Origin of the sequence: Streptomyces sp. A012304, assembly GCF_026008495.1 — a bacterium.
Lineage (GTDB): Bacteria > Actinomycetota > Actinomycetes > Streptomycetales > Streptomycetaceae > Streptomyces.
Genome location: NZ_BQUN01000050.1, coordinates 12,662 through 28,718 on the forward strand (window position 1 = coordinate 12,662; position 16,057 = coordinate 28,718).

A 16,057-nucleotide genomic window follows, 5' to 3' on the forward strand; every position below is an offset into this window, starting at 1 on the left:
GAGAGCCGGCTCACACCGGCCCCGGTTGCATGACCATGCGAAGCAATGCATAATATTTCTGTGTCTAAGGTACTCACCTCCCTCCCCACCGGCGAGCGCGTCGGCATCGCCTTCTCCGGCGGGCTCGACACCTCCGTCGCCGTCGCCTGGATGCGCGACAAGGGCGCCGTCCCGTGCACGTACACCGCCGACATCGGGCAGTACGACGAGCCCGACATCGCCTCCGTCCCCGGCCGTGCCTCCGCGTACGGCGCCGAGATCACGCGGCTCGTCGACTGCCGCTCCGCGCTGGTCGAGGAAGGACTCGCCGCGCTGGCGTGCGGTGCCTTCCACATCAGGTCGGGCGGGCGTCCGTACTTCAACACCACGCCGCTCGGCCGGGCCGTGACCGGCACGCTGCTGGTGCGCGCGATGCTCGAGGACGGCGTGCAGATCTGGGGCGACGGCTCCACCTTCAAGGGCAACGACATCGAGCGGTTCTACCGCTACGGTCTGCTCGCCAACCCGCACCTGCGCATCTACAAGCCCTGGCTGGACGCCGACTTCGTCAGCGAACTGGGCGGCCGCAAGGAGATGTCGGAGTGGCTGCTCGCGCACGGGCTGCCGTACCGCGACTCCACCGAGAAGGCGTACTCCACGGACGCCAACATCTGGGGCGCCACCCACGAGGCCAAGACGCTGGAGCACCTCGACACCGGCATCGAGACCGTCGAGCCGATCATGGGTGTGCGGTTCTGGGACCCGTCGGTGGAGATCGACACCGAGGACGTGACGGTCGGGTTCGACCAGGGCCGTCCGGTCACGGTCAACGGCAAGGAGTTCGCCACCCCGGTCGACCTCGTCATGGAGGCCAACGCGATCGGCGGCCGGCACGGGCTCGGCATGTCCGACCAGATCGAGAACCGGATCATCGAGGCGAAGAGCCGCGGCATCTACGAGGCGCCCGGCATGGCGCTGCTGCACATCGCCTACGAGCGCCTGGTCAACGCGATCCACAACGAGGACACCGTGGCCGCGTACCACACCGAGGGCCGCCGTCTCGGCCGGCTGCTCTACGAGGGCCGCTGGCTGGACCCGCAGGCGCTGATGGTGCGGGAGTCGCTCCAGCGCTGGGTCGGTGCCGCCGTCACCGGCGAGGTCACCCTGCGGCTGCGGCGCGGCGAGGACTACTCGATCCTCGACACCCGCGGCCCGGCGTTCAGCTACCACCCGGACAAGCTCTCCATGGAGCGGACCGAGGACTCCGCGTTCGGCCCGACCGACCGGATCGGCCAGCTGACCATGCGGAACCTGGACATCGCCGACTCGCGGGCGCGGCTGGAGCAGTACGCCGGTCTGGGCCTGGTCGGCACCGGGCACCCGCAGCTGATCGGCGCAGCGCAGGCCGCCGCGACTGGTCTGATCGGCGCCATGGACGCGGGCGGCGCCGAGGCGATCGCCTCGCGTGGCGCGGCCACGGACGAGGAGACGATGCTGGACCGCGCGGCGATGGAGTCCGGCACCGACTGAGCAGGCCGCACATCCGCGAGGCGGTGCGCGAGGTGGGACGACCCCACCTCGCGCACCGCCTTCGGTGTTCCTCCGGAAGTTCTCGTGCGAACCGGTGAGTACTCCCGGCCTTCCTTACGTACTCCTGTGTGTCCGATCCCGCCGAGCACGACGCACGACTGGCGGATGACCCCGACCGGGCAGGAGGAACGGTGCGCTTTTCGCGGAACGTGGTGGGTACGGCCTTCGTGGGTGGCGCTCTCAGCTTGACCCTCGCCGCTCTCGCCTATCCGTCCATGCTGGGCCTGGAGACCGTCTCCACGTCCGGTGACAGGATCATCGCCAACACGCAGTGGGGGCCGCTGACCGAGTCCGACAGAGCATTCGTGGTGGCGGTGCGGGCGGCCGGCCTGTGGGAGTACCCGGTGGGCTTCATCGGCCTGCAGAAGGGGCAGAGCCCGGCGGTCAAGACCGCGAGTGAGCACCTCATCGACGGGCACGCGGCCCTGGACACCACCTGCCGCAAGATCGCGCCGATGCTGAACATCACCCTGCCGAACGTGGCCAGCCCGCAGCAGATCGGGTTCGTCAACACGCTCCAGGCGGCGCAGGGCCAGCAGTTCGACATCGAGTTCGCGAACATCCTGCGCATGACGCACGGCTCGATCTTCAACACGGTGGCCAAGGTGCGGTCCACCACGAAGAACGGTCTGGTGCGCGCGCTGGCCGACCAGGCCAACGACACCGTTCTCGACCACATCACGGTGATGGAGAAGACCAACCTGGTCGACTACGACCAGACGCTCTTCAAGCAGACCACCCCGCCCAAGCTGCCGAGTTCCGACATGACGCCGCCGCCGCCGAACGTGGGCGAGCCGATGATCGTGCTGACGCCGCCGCCGACCGCCACCTCCACCCCGGTGGACATCGACGCCGCGTCCGTGGTGGGCGGCGGCGGCGTGACCCCGGCCCCGGCACCCCCGCCGGCGGGCTGAGCCGGCGGGATTCCCGGTCAGCCCAGCCACACCGTCGTGTCCGGGCCGAGCAGTCCGTCGTCCGTCAGGGGCGCGCTGCCGAGCAGGATCTCCCCGGGTGGCAGGGGGACCGGCCGGGGGGACAGGTTGGTCAGGCAGCGCCAGTCCTCGGTGCGGGTGAACGACAGGACGCCGGGTGGCGTGCCGGGCGTCCAGGTCAGCTCCTCGCCGGCGAGGAGCTTGCGGCGCAGGCGCAGGGCCGTGCGGTAGAGCTCCAGGGTGGAACCGTCCGTGCCGTCCTGCGCCTCGACGGCGTACCGCGCGAAGGACGGCGGCTGCGGCAGCCACGCGCCGGCCGCGCCGAAGCCGTACGACGGTCCCGTGGTCGTCCAGGGCAGCGGCACCCGGCAGCCGTCGCGGCCCTTGCGGAGGCGGCCGGTCTGCTCCCACAAGGGGTCCTGGAGGACCTCGACGGGCAGGTCGGCGACCTCGGGCAGGCCGAGTTCCTCGCCCTGGTAGACGTAGGACGATCCCGGCAGCGCGAGCATCAGCAGGGCGGCGGCGCGGGCGCGGCGCAGGCCGGCCTCCTCGTCGACGGGCGGGGCGTGGCCGTCGGAGAGCAGCCAGGCGTCGACGTCGGTGCCGGGCGGCAGCATCAGGCGCGAGGCGTGGCGGACGACGTCGTGGTTGGAGAGCACCCAGGTGGCGGAGGCGCCCACCGCCCGGGCCTGGGCGAGCGAGTCGGCGATGACCACGCGGAGCGCGTCGGCGTCCCAAGGGGCTTGCAGGTACTCGAAGTTGAAGGCCTGGTCGAGTTCGTCGGGGCGGGCGTACAGGGCGCGGCGGGCGCCCGGGACCCAGGCCTCGGCGACCGCCGTGCGGGGCGGGGTGTAGGAGTCGAGGACGCGGCGCCAGTCGCGGTAGACGGCGTGGACCTCGTCGCGGTCGTAGAAGGGGTGGGTGCCCGGCTCCATGACGAGCAGGGCTTCCTCGTCGCTGAGTTCGGGGGAGCCGAGGTCGCGCAGGGGGTCGCGGAGGTCCTTGGCGAGGGCGTGGGCGACGTCCACGCGGAAGCCGTCGACGCCCCGGTCGGACCAGAAGCGCAGGGTGGTGCGGAAGTCCTCGTGGACCTCCTCGTGGTCCCAGTTCAGGTCGGGCTGCTCGACGGCGAAGAGGTGCAGGTACCACTGGCCGTCGGGGACGCGCTGCCAGGCGCTGCCGCCGAAGACGGACTGCCAGTCGGTGGGCGGGAGTTCGCCCTGCGGGCCGCGTCCGTCGCGGAAGACGTAGCGGGCGCGGGCCGGGGAGCCGGGACCGGCGGCGAGGGCCTCCTGGAACCAGACGTGCCGGTGGGAGGTGTGGTTGGGGACGATGTCGACGATGACCTTCAGGCCGAGCCGGTGGGCCTCGGCGACCATGGAGTCGAAGTCGTCCAGGGTGCCCAGGCGCGGGTCGACGTCCCGGTGGTCGATGACGTCGTAGCCGCCGTCGGCCAGTTCGGACGGGTAGAACGGGCTGAGCCAGAGCGCGTCGACGCCGAGGGCGGCCAGGTGGCCGAGGCGCTCGGTGACGCCGCGCAGGTCGCCGAGTCCGTCGCCGTCGGCGTCGGCGAAGCTGCGCGGGTACACCTGGTAGACGACGGCCTGGCGCCACCAGTCGGGACGGTGCGGGGAGAAATCAGTCACGGTCGGAAGACTGTCCACTTTGCCGGGAAGGGCAACATGCGCGCCCCTCGGAGTGAATCACTCCGCACATGGGGATTTCGTGACGGAATCTTGAACTCACCGAGGTTTGAGGCAAGTTGACAGCGCTCTATCAGGCCGATCACGATGGGCCCCACGCCGTGGCCCGGGTGTCGACCCGTGTGTCGGACGGGCTCGGTGTCTCTGCTGCTTTCCTGATCTGACCAATCAGTTCCGGCATTCGCCAAAGATGGGATTCGCATGTCCATAGCGAGACGTGTCACCGCGCGACGCCTGCTGGGGACGGGCGTCGCGTCGCTCGCCCTGTGCACGGCGTCCGTCGCCGCCGCCACCGGTGCCTGGGCCGGCACCGGGGCGCCCGGCGGCGACGGCTGGAAGTCGGGAGGCCAGTACCAGCCGGGGACGGGCGCGGGCACGGAGACGGAGACCGACCGCTGCCAGTTCTCGCTCGACGGCAAGAACTTCTTCGACTCCGTCCGCGTCGACGACCAGAGCCTCAGGCCGACCGACGACGGCAAGGTCCACATCACCGTCCGCGCCGCCGACAAGGCCACCACCTGCACTGCCTCCCTGGCCTCCTACCTGGCCCACGGCGCGGACTTCAGGACCTCCGGCGAGCAGGTCTTCGTCGACTTCGACACGGTGACGGTCAAGCCGGGTCAGACCGCGACGCTCGACATCGCCGTGCCGGACGCGGGCTGCTACGCGCAGATCGACCTCTACCGGGGCGCGGTGAAGTTCGACGGCAAGCTCGACGCGCAGGACGGCTTCGTCCACGGCGAGCTGCCCAAGGGCCCGGACCGCCCGGTCATCAAGGACAAGCTGATCGCTGCCTGGAACGGCGGCAAGAAGGACTGCACGACCGTCGAGCAGCCGCCGTCGACGCCGCCGTCCACGCCTCCGTCCACCCCGCCGTCGACGCCTCCGTCCGAGCCGCCGGTGAGCGAGTCGCCGTCGGTCCCGGCCTCCGAGACCCCGCCCACGAGCCCCTCGGAGAGCCCGTCCGAGCCGCCCTCGACGTCCACCCCGACGCCGAGCGCCTCGCAGTCCACCACCCCGCCGGCGCCCACGCCCGACGGCGGGGGCGGCGACCTCGCGGAGACCGGCGCCAACGGCAACACCGGCGTGATCGTCGGCGGCGCCGCGGCGCTGCTGGCGGGCGGCGCGGCGATCGTCCTGGCGACGCGGCGGCGCAGGGCGACCCGCTAGCGGGCACGCCCGGGGGCCCCGAGGCGACCCGTCGGCGGGCACGCCCGGGGGAACCCGATGACTCGACGCCGGCCGGGCCGTGGGAAACCGGCCGGCGTCGGCTCCGTAACCCGTCAGGGAGCTACGGCTTCTCGACGGTCGTCAGCCACAGGTTCACGTAGCGCTCCACGTCGACACCCAGCGCCACGTCCAGCAGCGGCTGTTCGCGGACGCCGTCGTGGATCTCGGACTCGCCGGGGCGGGGACGACGGTCGACGACGGTCTGGCCGCGCGTGGGCCCCTCGCCGAGGGAGACCTCGACCGGGAGGCGCTCGGTGGTCAGGCCTCCCGGATCGACGACCGCGCAGACCGCGCCCGCGTCACCGAGGCCGCCCGTGGGGGTGGGGTCGCCGGAGGTGGCCGGATCGCGGTGGGCGAGGAGATCGCCGGCCAGCCGCAGCCGGGGCTCGGAGCTCGCGCGCAGCCGTTGCACGTCCGCCGCCGGGACCAGGACCTGCCGGAACACGTCCAGGCCGTACATGGTGATCGGGACGCCGGCGGTGAGGAGGATCGCGGCGGCCTCCGGGTCGTGCCACACGTTGAACTCCGCGACCGGTGTGGCGTTCCCGGACGCCACCGCGCCGCCCATGAACACGATCCGCTCGATGTTGCGCACCACCTCGGGATGGGTGCGCAGGAGCAGCGCGATGTTCGTCAGGGGCGCGATGGGTATCAGGGTCACCGGGCGCGGCGAGGCGAGGATCTCGCGCCGCAGCAGAGTCACCGCGTCCACGTCGACCGGGACCCGGGTCGGCGCCGGCAGCCCGAGGTCGCCCATCCCGTCCAGTCCGTGCACATGCCGGGCCACCCGCACCGGCTCGATCAGCGGCCGTTCGGCGCCCCGGGCCACCGGGATGTCACCCGCGCCCGCCGTTTCCAGCACCGTCAGCGTGTTGCGGACGACGCCGTCGACATCGGTGTTCCCGGCCACGCAGGTCACCGCGCGCACGTCGAGACCGGGATGCCGTACGGCGAACAGCAGGGCCAGGGCGTCGTCGACACCCGTGTCGCAGTCGATGATCACCGGGATGGGCCGAGCGGTCACGGCGCGCTCCTCTCACAACGGATACGTCGGCGCACCCGGGCACGGGGTACGTCGGCGCACCCGGGCACGTCAGCTTCACGACGGTACGTCAGTGACCTTACGCAGCCGCCCAGAGGTCGGCGCCGCGATCGGCGACCCGGGCGGCGATCCGGCCGAGCAGCTCCGCCACCGGCACCGCTCCCGGCCGCGCGCCGTCGCGCAGCCGTACGGCGGCCAGCCCGGCGCCGGCCTCCCGCTCCCCGATCACCGCCTGGTACGGCACGAGGCGCGCCGCGCGGATGCGGGCGCCGAGGGTGCCGTCGCCGGGGCCGGACACCTGCGCCCGCAGCCCGCGCGCCACCGCCTGCCGGACGACGGCGTGCGCCTGTTCCTCCTGCGCCTCCGACACCGGGAGCACCGCCAGCTGCACGGGCGCCAGCCACGCCGGGAAGGCGCCGCGGTGCTCCTCGACGAGGTGCGCGACCGCCCTCTCCACACTGCCGATGACGCTGCGGTGCACCATGACCGGCCGGTGCTTCGCGCCGTCGGCGCCGATGTAGTGCAGGTCGAAGCGTTCCGGCTGGTGGAAGTCGATCTGGACGGTGGAGAGGGTGGCCTCGCGGCCCGCCGGGTCGGTGATCTGCACGTCGATCTTGGGGCCGTAGAAGGCGGCCTCGCCCTCGACGGCGTCGTAGTCCAGGCCGGCCGCGTCGAGCACCTCCCTGAGCAGCGCGGTCGCCCGGCGCCACAGTCGGGGATCGGCCACGTACTTGCCGCCCTCGCCCGGGAGGGAGAGCCGGTAGCGGGCCGCGCGGATGCCGAGGTCGGCGTAGGCGCGGGCGATGAGGTCCAGCGCGGCGCGGGCCTCCTCCGCCACCTGCTCCAGGGTGCAGAAGATGTGCGCGTCGTTGAGGTTGATGGCCCGTACGCGGGTCAGCCCGCCGAGCACGCCGGACAGCTCGGCACGGTACATGCCGCCCAGCTCCGCGATCCGCAACGGCAGTTCACGGTAGCTGTGGGAGCGGGAGCGGTAGATGACCGCGTGGTGGGGGCAGAGGCTGGGGCGCAGCACCACCTGCTCCGCGCCCAGGTCCATCGGCGGGAACATGTCGTCGCGGTAGTGGTCCCAGTGGCCGGAGATCTCGTACAGGTCGCGTTTGCCGAGGACCGGCGAGTACACGTGCCGGTAGCCGGCGGCGCGCTCGGCCTCCCGGACGTACTCCTCCAGGGTGTGCCGTACGACGGCCCCGTCGGGCAGCCAGTACGGCAGCCCGGCGCCCATCAGCGGGTCGGTGTCGAACAGGTCGAGCTCACGGCCGAGGCGGCGGTGGTCGGGCAGGTGGTCGTTCATGGGGGGCTCCCTCGCTCGGGGAGGGGCGAGGAACCTGCGGGAACGACGAAGCCCCGGGGCACTCGCCCCGGGGCTTCGGACCTGCGGTCCATCGGTCAGCGCGCCGGGACACTCTCCGGCGTCGTCGTACGGAACACATGGGCGCGCTGCATGCGGGGACCGTAGCAGGGGGCGGGAGACGCGGACGACCGCTTTTCCGGCAGCCGTCCGGGCGCACGGGGGGTGCGGGTGACACAGACACCGCGGGGGCCACCCGGGTGTATCAGCGTGGGTAACCCGGACGGACCGTCGCGCTGGTGGGGCTCCGGGGGTGGTGGTGCCGTGAGAAGCAGGCACCCGCACCGGCACCCCGGGAGGCATCCCCGATGACCCGCCGTACCCCCCTCGGCTCCGCCGTCCTCGCCGCCGGGGTCGCCGGGCTGCTCGCCCTCGTCCCCGGCTGCGCCACGCTCGGACTGGAGCATCCGCCGACCGCGCGGCCCGCCCTGCCGACCGTGCCGCCGTCGTCGTCCCGGCCCGCCGCACCCGTCGCCACTCCCGGCCTCACCGACGCGCAGGCGCAGGCCGCCCTCATCACCGACACCGACCTCGGCGAGCCCTGGACCCCGACGCGGGGCGCCGCCACCTGGCGGGACGGCATGCTCAAGGCGACCACGCCGACCGCCGACTGCCGGAAGCTGCTCGACGGGCTGTACGCCGACGAGCTGCTCGGCGCACCCGCCCTCGCGGTCGTCGCCCTCGACGACGCGGTCACCGGGGCGCAACTGCGCTACCAGCTCACCGACCGGCGGCCGAAGGACGTGGACCGGGTACTGGCCTGGCTGCGGACGCTGCCGCGCGAGTGCGCGCGGTTCACGGCGAAGGGGCCCGACGACCTGGTGCTGGACGCGCAGGTCAGCGAGTTGCCGCTGCCCGAGGTGGGGGATGCGCGGCAGGGGCTGCGGGTGACGCTGACCGACTGGGACACGGAAGGGGATCCGCTGGTCCTCGCGCTCGACGTGGCCGTCGTGCGGGCGGGGCAGGACACGTTCGCGTTGACCAACGGCGGGGTGAACGAGGTGCCGAACGAGGCCACGCAGGCGGCGGTGCAGCTGGGGGTGCAGCGGCTGGCGGAGGTGCGCAAGAGGGGGCGGGTGCAGGTGTGAGCCCGCCTCACCGGTGAACGGTGTTCAGTCCGGGTCGAAGCGGGTTCTGCGGGAGACGACCTCGTGGGCCACGTCCAGGACCGTGCGGCCGTGGGCGAAGGCGTGGGCGCGCAGCAGGGACAGCGCCTCGTCGGACGCGACGCCGCGCTGGGCCATGACCATGCCGATCGCCTGGTACACCTCGTCGTGGTCGGTGGCCAGCGGGCTCAGCCACAGCCCGTCGCCGCGCCGGCCGGCCTCCTCGCCGCGCGGCAGGGCGACCAGGGCCGCCGTCAGGACGTCGGCCACCAGGTGCGCCGTCCGCACCTCGTCGTCGGCCAGTTCGCCGGGGGCGTCCCGGTAGAGGTCGAGGGTGCCCACGCACATCGCGGCGTCGCCGAGCGGCAGCGCGTACACCGCCCCGATCCCCGCGGCCGCCGCCTCCTGCGCGTACACCGGCCAGCGCGAGACGTCCTGGCCGGCCGTGAGGTCGCAGGCGAAGACGGGCGTCCCGGTCTCCGCCGCCCGCACACAGGGCCCGTCGCCCAGAGTGGCCTGCACCTCCATGAGGTACGCGGCCCGCGTACCGCTCGCGCTCAGCGGTACGGGCATCCCCTCGCCGCACAGCGACACGCTCGCGCCGCTCACCGGCAGCAGCCGCACCGCCGCAGCGCACAGCCGCTCCGGCACGTCACCGGGTTCGACGCCGCGCACCTCCCGGGCGATCACGTCGGCGACCCGGTCCCGGTTCCGATCGCCCACGGCGACCACCTCCGCGCCGCCCCCCGCTCCCGCCTTCCGTCGCCGGACGGGTACCCCGGCCCTGCCGCGAAAACCGGCCCGCCAGGACGGAGACGACGGTCGCGACGGCGAAGGGCGCGGCCGGGAGGCCACCGGTGCCAGAGGGGCCGCTGGGCTGTCCGGTGCCGGAGATGCCGCCGGGCGGTCCGGTGCTAGAGCGGCGGCTGGGCGGGGGCCGGGCCGAGGGTGGTGGTGCCCGGGGCGGTGCGGGGGGCGAGGCCCGTGCGGTAGGCGTCGAGGGCGGCCTCCACGCGGCCCGTGCGGCGCAGCAGGTCACCGAGGAGGCGGCACAGGTCGGCGAGGTCTCCGGCGGCGCCGGCGCGCTCCAGGAGACTGAGGGCACGGACGTAGTGCTCCTCGGCGGCCTCGGTGTCGCGGGTGTCCTCGGCGATGATGCCCAGGAGCCGGTGGGCGCCGGCGGAGTGCACGGCGCCGCGCTCCGGGGAGAGGTCGCCGAGCACGCCGTGCAACAGTTCCGCGGCCTGGGCGGACTTTCCCCTGCGGTGCAGGACGTCGGCCAGTTCGACGGCGACCTGGCTGCTGTAGAGGGTGGCGCTCCGGTCGGCGAGCATCTGCTGCGCCTGCCTCAACTCGGCCTCGGCGTGCTCCAGTTGGCCGTTCTGGGCGTAGACGTAGCCGCGCATCCAGTGGCAGTTGGCGAGTTCGGTGCGCAGCTGGAGCTGACGGTAGAGCTCGGCGGCCTTGGCGAGGGAGGTGTCGGCCTCCGCGAGGCGGCCCTCGGCGAGGAGGGTGCGGGCGACGGAGCGGTGCATCCGGGCGACCAGGGCGGGGTCCTGGACCTGGGGCGCGAGGGCGAGGGCGAACTCGGCGGCCTGGGCGGCGCGGGCCTGGGCGCCCATGTCCATGTAGGGGCCGATGACGGAGGCGTACAGGATGAGCAGCGCGTCGGGGTCGTGCAGGCCGCCCCGGTTGAGTTCGTCGAGGGTGGATTCCAGCAGGTAGACGGCGTAGCGGAGTTCACCCGCGAGGTAGTGGGACACGGCTCGTCCGCGCAGGGCGGGGACGCGGGCGGTGAGCGGGGTGTTCGCGAGGCAGGACTCGGCGCGCTCGAAGTGGCGGCGGGCCGTCTCCAGGTCACCGGTCTCCAGGCCGCACTCCCCGAGGCCGAGCAGGGCGGTGGCCTCCTCCTCGACGAGCCCGTGTTCCTCGGCCTCCGCGAGGAGCCGCGCGTACTGGTGTGCCGCGTCCCGCGCCTGACCGGTGGCGAGGACGCGCCGGGCCTCGGTGAGGCGCAGCCTGAGGTCGGTGACCAGGCGGGCGGAGCGGCCGGTGGCCAGCTCCTCGAAGTCCACACCGAGGCGCCGCGCGATGTGTTTGAGCGCCTCGTCGGAGGGCCGCACCCGGCCGGCCTCCAGGGTGGAGACGTAGGCGGGGGTGTACGTCGGTTCGGCCAACTGCCGCTGGGTCAGGCCGCGTTCGGTCCGCAGCCGCTGCACCCGGCGCCCGATGACCTCCGGCTCGTCCCGCTCTCCCACGCCCCGACCCACCCCAACTCCCCTTGGGGCCCTTGCCGTTCGGCTCGCGCAACCCCTAAGTTAAACATCGAATTAACAACGCTTAATACACGGTTGACGCCAGCAGCCGTGGCAGAAGTCGCTTTTTGTCCGCCGAAGTCGCCGACGTTTGTGAGGTTGCCGTGCCCGGTCGCGCATCCGCACCCTGCGGACACTCTTCCCGTCGGTACGCCAGAGCCCTCGCCGCCGCCGTCGTCGCCATAGCGGCCCTCGTCACCGCGGCCAACGCGGTCCCCGCCCACGCCGCCCCCGCCCACCCGTCCAGCGCCGACGGAACGTCCGGCGCCCGGCCCGACGACTGCCTTCATACGGAGCGTGGATGACGGGCGGGTACAGCGTGTCCGAACGGCGAAACCGCGGCGAATTGATTGATTCCCCTGGTGAAAGGGGGTGTCGATCAACCCGGTGAGTGCCAGTCTCGGTGGCGCACCGTCCCGCACTCGCAGCCACCGGAGAACAGTCCCATGCCCCAGGCAGTCATGCGCAGAACGATGTCCCGCCTCGGCAAGGCCACGGTCGTGGCCGGCACCGCCGCCGCCCTCACCGTCGGCCTGGCGGGCAGCGCCCTCGCCGCCGCCCCCGCCCCGCTGCCCTGGCAGGCCTCCGCCTTCCAGGACAAGTACCAGCCGTACTTCGACTACGACCACGACGGCTGCTACCCGTCGTCCGCCGTCGACCCGAGCGGATGGCTCAACGGCGGCCTGCGGCCGGTCGGCGACTACGGCGGCGACTGCCGGTACATGGGCCGCGCCAACACCTACGTCCGCTCCGCGTGCGACCCGACCTGGTGCGCGTACGTGTACGCCCTGTACTTCGAGAAGGACCAGGGGCCCATCGGCGGCCACACCCACGACTGGGAGGCCGTCGTCGTCTGGCAGAAGCGCGGCAGCGAGGCGCCCTCCTACGTGTCCGTCTCCGCGCACGGCGGCTACAGCACCAAGAAGTTCGGCTCGATCGAGCGGTCCGGCAACCGCGCCAAGATCGTCTACCACCTGGACGGCTGGACGACCCACGCGATGCGCTTCGCCAAGACCGGCGAGCAGGCGGAAGCCTGGGCCGACGGCGGCTGGGACCGCCCGACCCTGGTCGCCATGGACAAGCTCAGGGCCAGCAACCCCACGGCCTTCAACGCCCTGTGGAACAAGGACTGGAACTGGATCCCCGGGGAGGGCGCCAACTTCCCCCTCCAGGACTACGGCAACCACTTCAAGACCACCCTGACCCGGGCCAAGGACAGCGTGAACGCGGCCGTGCCGAACGCCATCCCCTCGTTCAACCCGAGCACCGCGCTCTGACACCGAGCTCTGACCGAGCCACCCCGAGCAGCGGCCACCGGCGGCCACTCCCCCCGTCACCGCCGGTGGCCGCTCCGCCTCGGGCCGGCTAGCCGTGGGTCTGGAGCTGCCGCAGCTGCTGCCGGACGTGGTCCAGGGCGCCCTCGCGGCGGCCCGGCACCCGGCCGCGCAGATCGGCCAGGGCCGGACCGAGGTCCCGGGCACGGGCCGCGTCGGTGATCCGGCCCCACTGGTGGTGGGCCCGGTCCACGGCCGCCTCCACGGCCGGCGCGTCGGCCGCCTGCCCGACGGCCAGCCGCGAGGCGGCCACCGCCATCCAGGTACGGCAGCTGCGCTCGGCGTCGCCCGCGAGCATCGCCAGGTCGGCCCGCACCTCGGTCCAGTGCAGCGCCTGCTCCGACCCGGCCCCGTGCGCGGCCACGGCAGCCTCCTCCAGCCGAGCGGCGAGAGCATCCGCGCTGGAATGGTCACCGGACTGCACAGCGGTACTGATGGCGGCGTGCGGGTCACCTGACGACGACACGTGCGGGTCACCTGGCGGCGCCTCCCCGGAAGCCGCCACCGGGGGACCGGCCGGGGCGGGCCGGGGAGCCCCCACCGGGGAACCCTCCGACACCGGCCGAGGGGCCGCCGCCGGGGGACCGGCCGGATTCTCCTGGGACGCCGACGGAGACCCGGCCAGACCTTCCCGAGTCCCCGCCGGGGAAGCGGTCCGGGGCTCCCGGGGCGGCAGCGGGGACGTGGGGAGTGGTTCCTGGCGTGGGTACGGGTGTGGACCCGTGGACAGGACGGCGTCACCCGTCTCGCCCTCCCCCGCGATCCGGGCCAGCGCCATCTGGTGCAGTTGTTCCGGCTCGGGCCGCCCACCGCTGCGCAGGACCGTCGCGACCGCCCGCATGTACGTCGGCGCGGCCACCCTGCGACGCCCTCGCGGCGGCGCGATCCGCCCGTGCACGGCGGCCGTCGGACCGCAGTCCAGGACCCTGCCCCGCAGCCACCCCCAGGTCTCCGCGTCCGCGTGCAGATCGAGCAGTACCGTCGTCGACCCGGCGGCCCGCAGCCGCAGCTCCTCCCGGAACCAGTGCCAGGGGAACGCCGTGTAGCGGACGGTCGCCGGCGTCGTACGGGCCAGCGCGAGGTGCGGCAGCCGCTGACGGCGGTCGAGCTGGAGCTGGCCGGTGACGAACAGCGTCAGCGGCCCGGGCGCGGCCGCGGCGGCCCGCAGCCGGGTGAGGACGGCCTGCGGCTCCAGCGGATCGGCGAGTTCGACGACGTTCGCGGTCTCGGTGCCGGCCAGCACCGCGGGCGGCACGGCCGCGAGCACGGGGAGCACCGAGGCCGCGTCCACCAGGCACCCCTTGCCCCCGGGTGAGGCCGCGAGCAGCAGCACGGTTCCGGGCATCGTCCCCTCCCCCCTGTCGATCAATTACCTCAGCACCGTAACCGCTGCCGCCGCGGAGGTAGGCCTCAGGAACGCAAACGTCCCCGTACGGGGCCTTCGTCGGCCTCCGCCGCCGTCGGCCGGACCGCGAAGACCGTGGTGTCGTCCGCGAGGTGGCCGCCGCAGTGGCGCAGGGTGCGGTCGCGGACGTAGGCGACGAGACGGTCGGGGTCGGCGGTGCGCGGGTCGCGGGCGACGGCCCGCGCGAGGTCGTCGGCGAGCGGGTAGAAGGCGCCCGCTCGGTCGCGGGCCTCGGTGACGCCGTCGGTGACGAGCAGCAGCGTCTCGTCGGGCGCCAGCGGGGCGCGCAGCACCGGCGGGGGGCCGTCGGCGGCGAGGTCCCCGAGGCCGAGGGGGAGCCCGTCGCCGTGCGGCAGCGGCCGTACGCCGGCCGGTCCGACGGCGAGCGGCGGCTCGTGGCCGAAGCCGACGACGTCCACCGCCCCGCGCCGCCCCTCGGGGAAGCCGAGCAGGACGGCGGTGGCGAACCGGTCGCCGTCGTCCCGTCCGAGGGCGACGGTGTGCCCGCGGTGGCGCCGCATCCGGGTCTCCAGCCGGCCGGCGACGGTCGCGAGGTCCGCCTCGTGGTACGCGGCCTCCCGGAAGGTGCCGAGCAGCGCGGCCGCCGCCTCCACCGCGCCCAGGCCCTTGCCCTGGACGTCCCCCAGGAGGACGCGGGTGCCGTGCGGGCCGGGCTGGATGTCGTAGAAGTCGCCGCCCACGCGGGCGTCGGCGTCGGCGGCGAGGTACACGGCCGCGTGGTCGAGGCCGCCCCAGCCCGGCGGCAGCGGGCGCAGCACGGTCCGGCGCGTGGTCTCCGCGATGTGCCGCATGTGCAGCATCCGCCGCTCGCCGCGCACCCGCAGGTCCGCGGCGACGACGGACAGGACACCGCCGACGAGGACGAGCACGAAGTCGGCCGGGCCCGCCCGGTACTGGTCCGGCCAGGCGGCGTCCGTCGCGACGTACGTGACGAGCGCGAGCACCGCGAACAGGGCCGTCGTCCACACCCCGCACAGCGCGGAGGCGATCGCGGAGACGAACACGCACCAGGAGACGATCCGGAAGTCGCCGGTGGTGTGGAAGTCGGCGAGGGCGATCGCGACGAGCATCACCAGCGGCACCAGCCAGGTGACGCTGCGGCCGCGGATCCGCAGGAGCTGGTGGCGTTGCAGGACGTCCCGGCGCGCCGCGCGCGGGTAGCGGTCGAGCAGCCCCCGGCGCCCTCGGTCGCTCACCGCTTCAGCGAAGCACGCGGCGGCGGGCGCCGCATCCGGGCGGCCGGGTGGTTCCCGGCAGCCGACTTGCCACCGGCCCTGCCCAGGTGTGCCCTGGTAGGCGGGGGCGAGGAGAGAGAGGAGTGCTGTCATGGCACACGCGGCACCCGTGTCACCCGCGCCGGGCGCACGGACCCCGACCCCTTCCCCGACACCCGATGTCTTCGGCCCGCGCGCCCACCGGATCGCGACGTGGGCGCTGCCCGTGGTGCTCGGGCTGGTCTACGGCTACTGGGCCGCGGCCAACCGCCGCTCCGGCGGGCCCATCACCGGCTGGAACATCCTGTTCGGCTTCGTGACCGCGCTGGTGTTCGCGGTGCTGTACGTCGCCGTGCGGGCCGTGGCGCCGCGGCTGAAGCGCGAGAGGCACGCCCTGCTGTGGGCGGCGTTCACCGGCTGCGCGATCGGTTTCCTGGTCAACCAGAGCGGGTCGAGCGTGCTGTACTCCGCGGGCCAGGGGGTGGTGGTCGGGGCGGGCGTCTTCGCGGTCGCCTTCTACCGCTACTACACGCACGAGGACGCGGCCGGACACCGAGTCCGGTAGGCGCGACACCCCACAGCCGGCGCGCGCCGGCTGTGGGCGCGCGTGGGCCCCGGCGATCGCTCGCCGGGGCCCACGCCATCCCTCATCCCTCCACTCATCCATGAGACACCCGTTCGGGTGAACCCTCCACCGGAGAGCCGCCTGAGAGCGGAATGCCCAGCTCCGGGCGGGGGCGGGGACGGTGACCCTCCGTGACCACCCGGATGGCCGACCACGGCTCCCCCCCCCCCCCCCCCCCCCCCTGCCCCGCGA

The 16,057-nt window shown here is 73.7% G+C and carries 13 protein-coding genes; 6 read left to right on the top strand and 7 right to left on the bottom strand.

Annotated elements, in window-relative coordinates; genetic code table 11:
• The first annotated feature begins 60 nt into the window (after positions 1-60).
• Positions 61-1,509, top strand: a complete 1,449-nt coding sequence (gene argG, locus ALMP_RS11585) for an argininosuccinate synthase (protein WP_264926754.1) — start codon at positions 61-63, stop codon at positions 1,507-1,509.
• A 227-nt stretch (positions 1,510-1,736) separates the two neighbouring features.
• Positions 1,737-2,483 (top strand): DUF4142 domain-containing protein, encoded by a 747-nt coding sequence (locus ALMP_RS11590; RefSeq protein ID WP_264926870.1) that lies wholly within the window; start codon positions 1,737-1,739, stop codon positions 2,481-2,483.
• Positions 2,484-2,500: 17 nt separating this feature from the next.
• On the opposite strand, the gene ALMP_RS11595 is transcribed toward ALMP_RS11590, so the two are convergent.
• Positions 2,501-4,147, bottom strand: coding sequence for a glycoside hydrolase family 13 protein (locus ALMP_RS11595; protein WP_264926755.1), 1,647 nt, complete (start codon positions 4,145-4,147; stop codon positions 2,501-2,503).
• Positions 4,148-4,405: 258 nt separating this feature from the next.
• Between ALMP_RS11595 and ALMP_RS11600 the strand changes: the two genes are divergently transcribed.
• Positions 4,406-5,374, top strand: coding sequence for an LAETG motif-containing sortase-dependent surface protein (locus ALMP_RS11600; RefSeq protein WP_264926758.1), 969 nt, complete (start codon positions 4,406-4,408; stop codon positions 5,372-5,374).
• A gap of 121 nt (positions 5,375-5,495) precedes the next feature.
• On the opposite strand, the gene ALMP_RS11605 is transcribed toward ALMP_RS11600, so the two are convergent.
• The gene (locus ALMP_RS11605; RefSeq protein WP_264926761.1) at positions 5,496-6,458 is read right to left on the bottom strand and encodes a nucleoside hydrolase; all 963 of its coding nucleotides are present in this window, start codon (positions 6,456-6,458) and stop codon (positions 5,496-5,498) included.
• 97 nt (positions 6,459-6,555) lie between these two features.
• Positions 6,556-7,788 carry a threonine--tRNA ligase gene (thrS, locus tag ALMP_RS11610; RefSeq protein ID WP_264926764.1) on the bottom strand — a complete coding sequence of 411 codons (1,233 nt, stop codon included), beginning with the start codon at positions 7,786-7,788 and terminating at the stop codon, positions 6,556-6,558.
• A 365-nt stretch (positions 7,789-8,153) separates the two neighbouring features.
• On the opposite strand from thrS, the gene ALMP_RS11615 reads away from it, so the two are divergent.
• Positions 8,154-8,933 (top strand): hypothetical protein, encoded by a 780-nt coding sequence (locus ALMP_RS11615; RefSeq protein WP_264926767.1) that lies wholly within the window; start codon positions 8,154-8,156, stop codon positions 8,931-8,933.
• A gap of 24 nt (positions 8,934-8,957) precedes the next feature.
• On the opposite strand, the gene ALMP_RS11620 is transcribed toward ALMP_RS11615, so the two are convergent.
• Positions 8,958-9,674, bottom strand: coding sequence for a GAF and ANTAR domain-containing protein (locus ALMP_RS11620; protein ID WP_264926769.1), 717 nt, complete (start codon positions 9,672-9,674; stop codon positions 8,958-8,960).
• 191 nt (positions 9,675-9,865) lie between these two features.
• Positions 9,866-11,209, bottom strand: coding sequence for a transcriptional regulator (locus ALMP_RS11625; protein ID WP_264926771.1), 1,344 nt, complete (start codon positions 11,207-11,209; stop codon positions 9,866-9,868).
• A gap of 503 nt (positions 11,210-11,712) precedes the next feature.
• Between ALMP_RS11625 and ALMP_RS11635 the strand changes: the two genes are divergently transcribed.
• A complete protein-coding gene (locus ALMP_RS11635) occupies positions 11,713-12,543 on the top strand; it encodes an NPP1 family protein (protein WP_264926776.1) in 831 nt (276 codons plus the stop codon).
• 88 nt (positions 12,544-12,631) lie between these two features.
• Here the strand turns inward: ALMP_RS11635 and ALMP_RS11640 are convergent, their stop codons facing one another.
• Both ALMP_RS11640 and ALMP_RS11645 read right to left on the bottom strand, forming a co-directional pair.
• The gene (locus ALMP_RS11640; RefSeq protein ID WP_264926779.1) at positions 12,632-13,945 is read right to left on the bottom strand and encodes a hypothetical protein; all 1,314 of its coding nucleotides are present in this window, start codon (positions 13,943-13,945) and stop codon (positions 12,632-12,634) included.
• A gap of 65 nt (positions 13,946-14,010) precedes the next feature.
• The gene (locus ALMP_RS11645; protein WP_264926782.1) at positions 14,011-15,222 is read right to left on the bottom strand and encodes a PP2C family protein-serine/threonine phosphatase; all 1,212 of its coding nucleotides are present in this window, start codon (positions 15,220-15,222) and stop codon (positions 14,011-14,013) included.
• A gap of 130 nt (positions 15,223-15,352) precedes the next feature.
• On the opposite strand from ALMP_RS11645, the gene ALMP_RS11650 reads away from it, so the two are divergent.
• The gene (locus tag ALMP_RS11650; RefSeq protein ID WP_264926785.1) at positions 15,353-15,805 is read left to right on the top strand and encodes a hypothetical protein; all 453 of its coding nucleotides are present in this window, start codon (positions 15,353-15,355) and stop codon (positions 15,803-15,805) included.
• Positions 15,806-16,057: the final 252 nt, after the last annotated feature.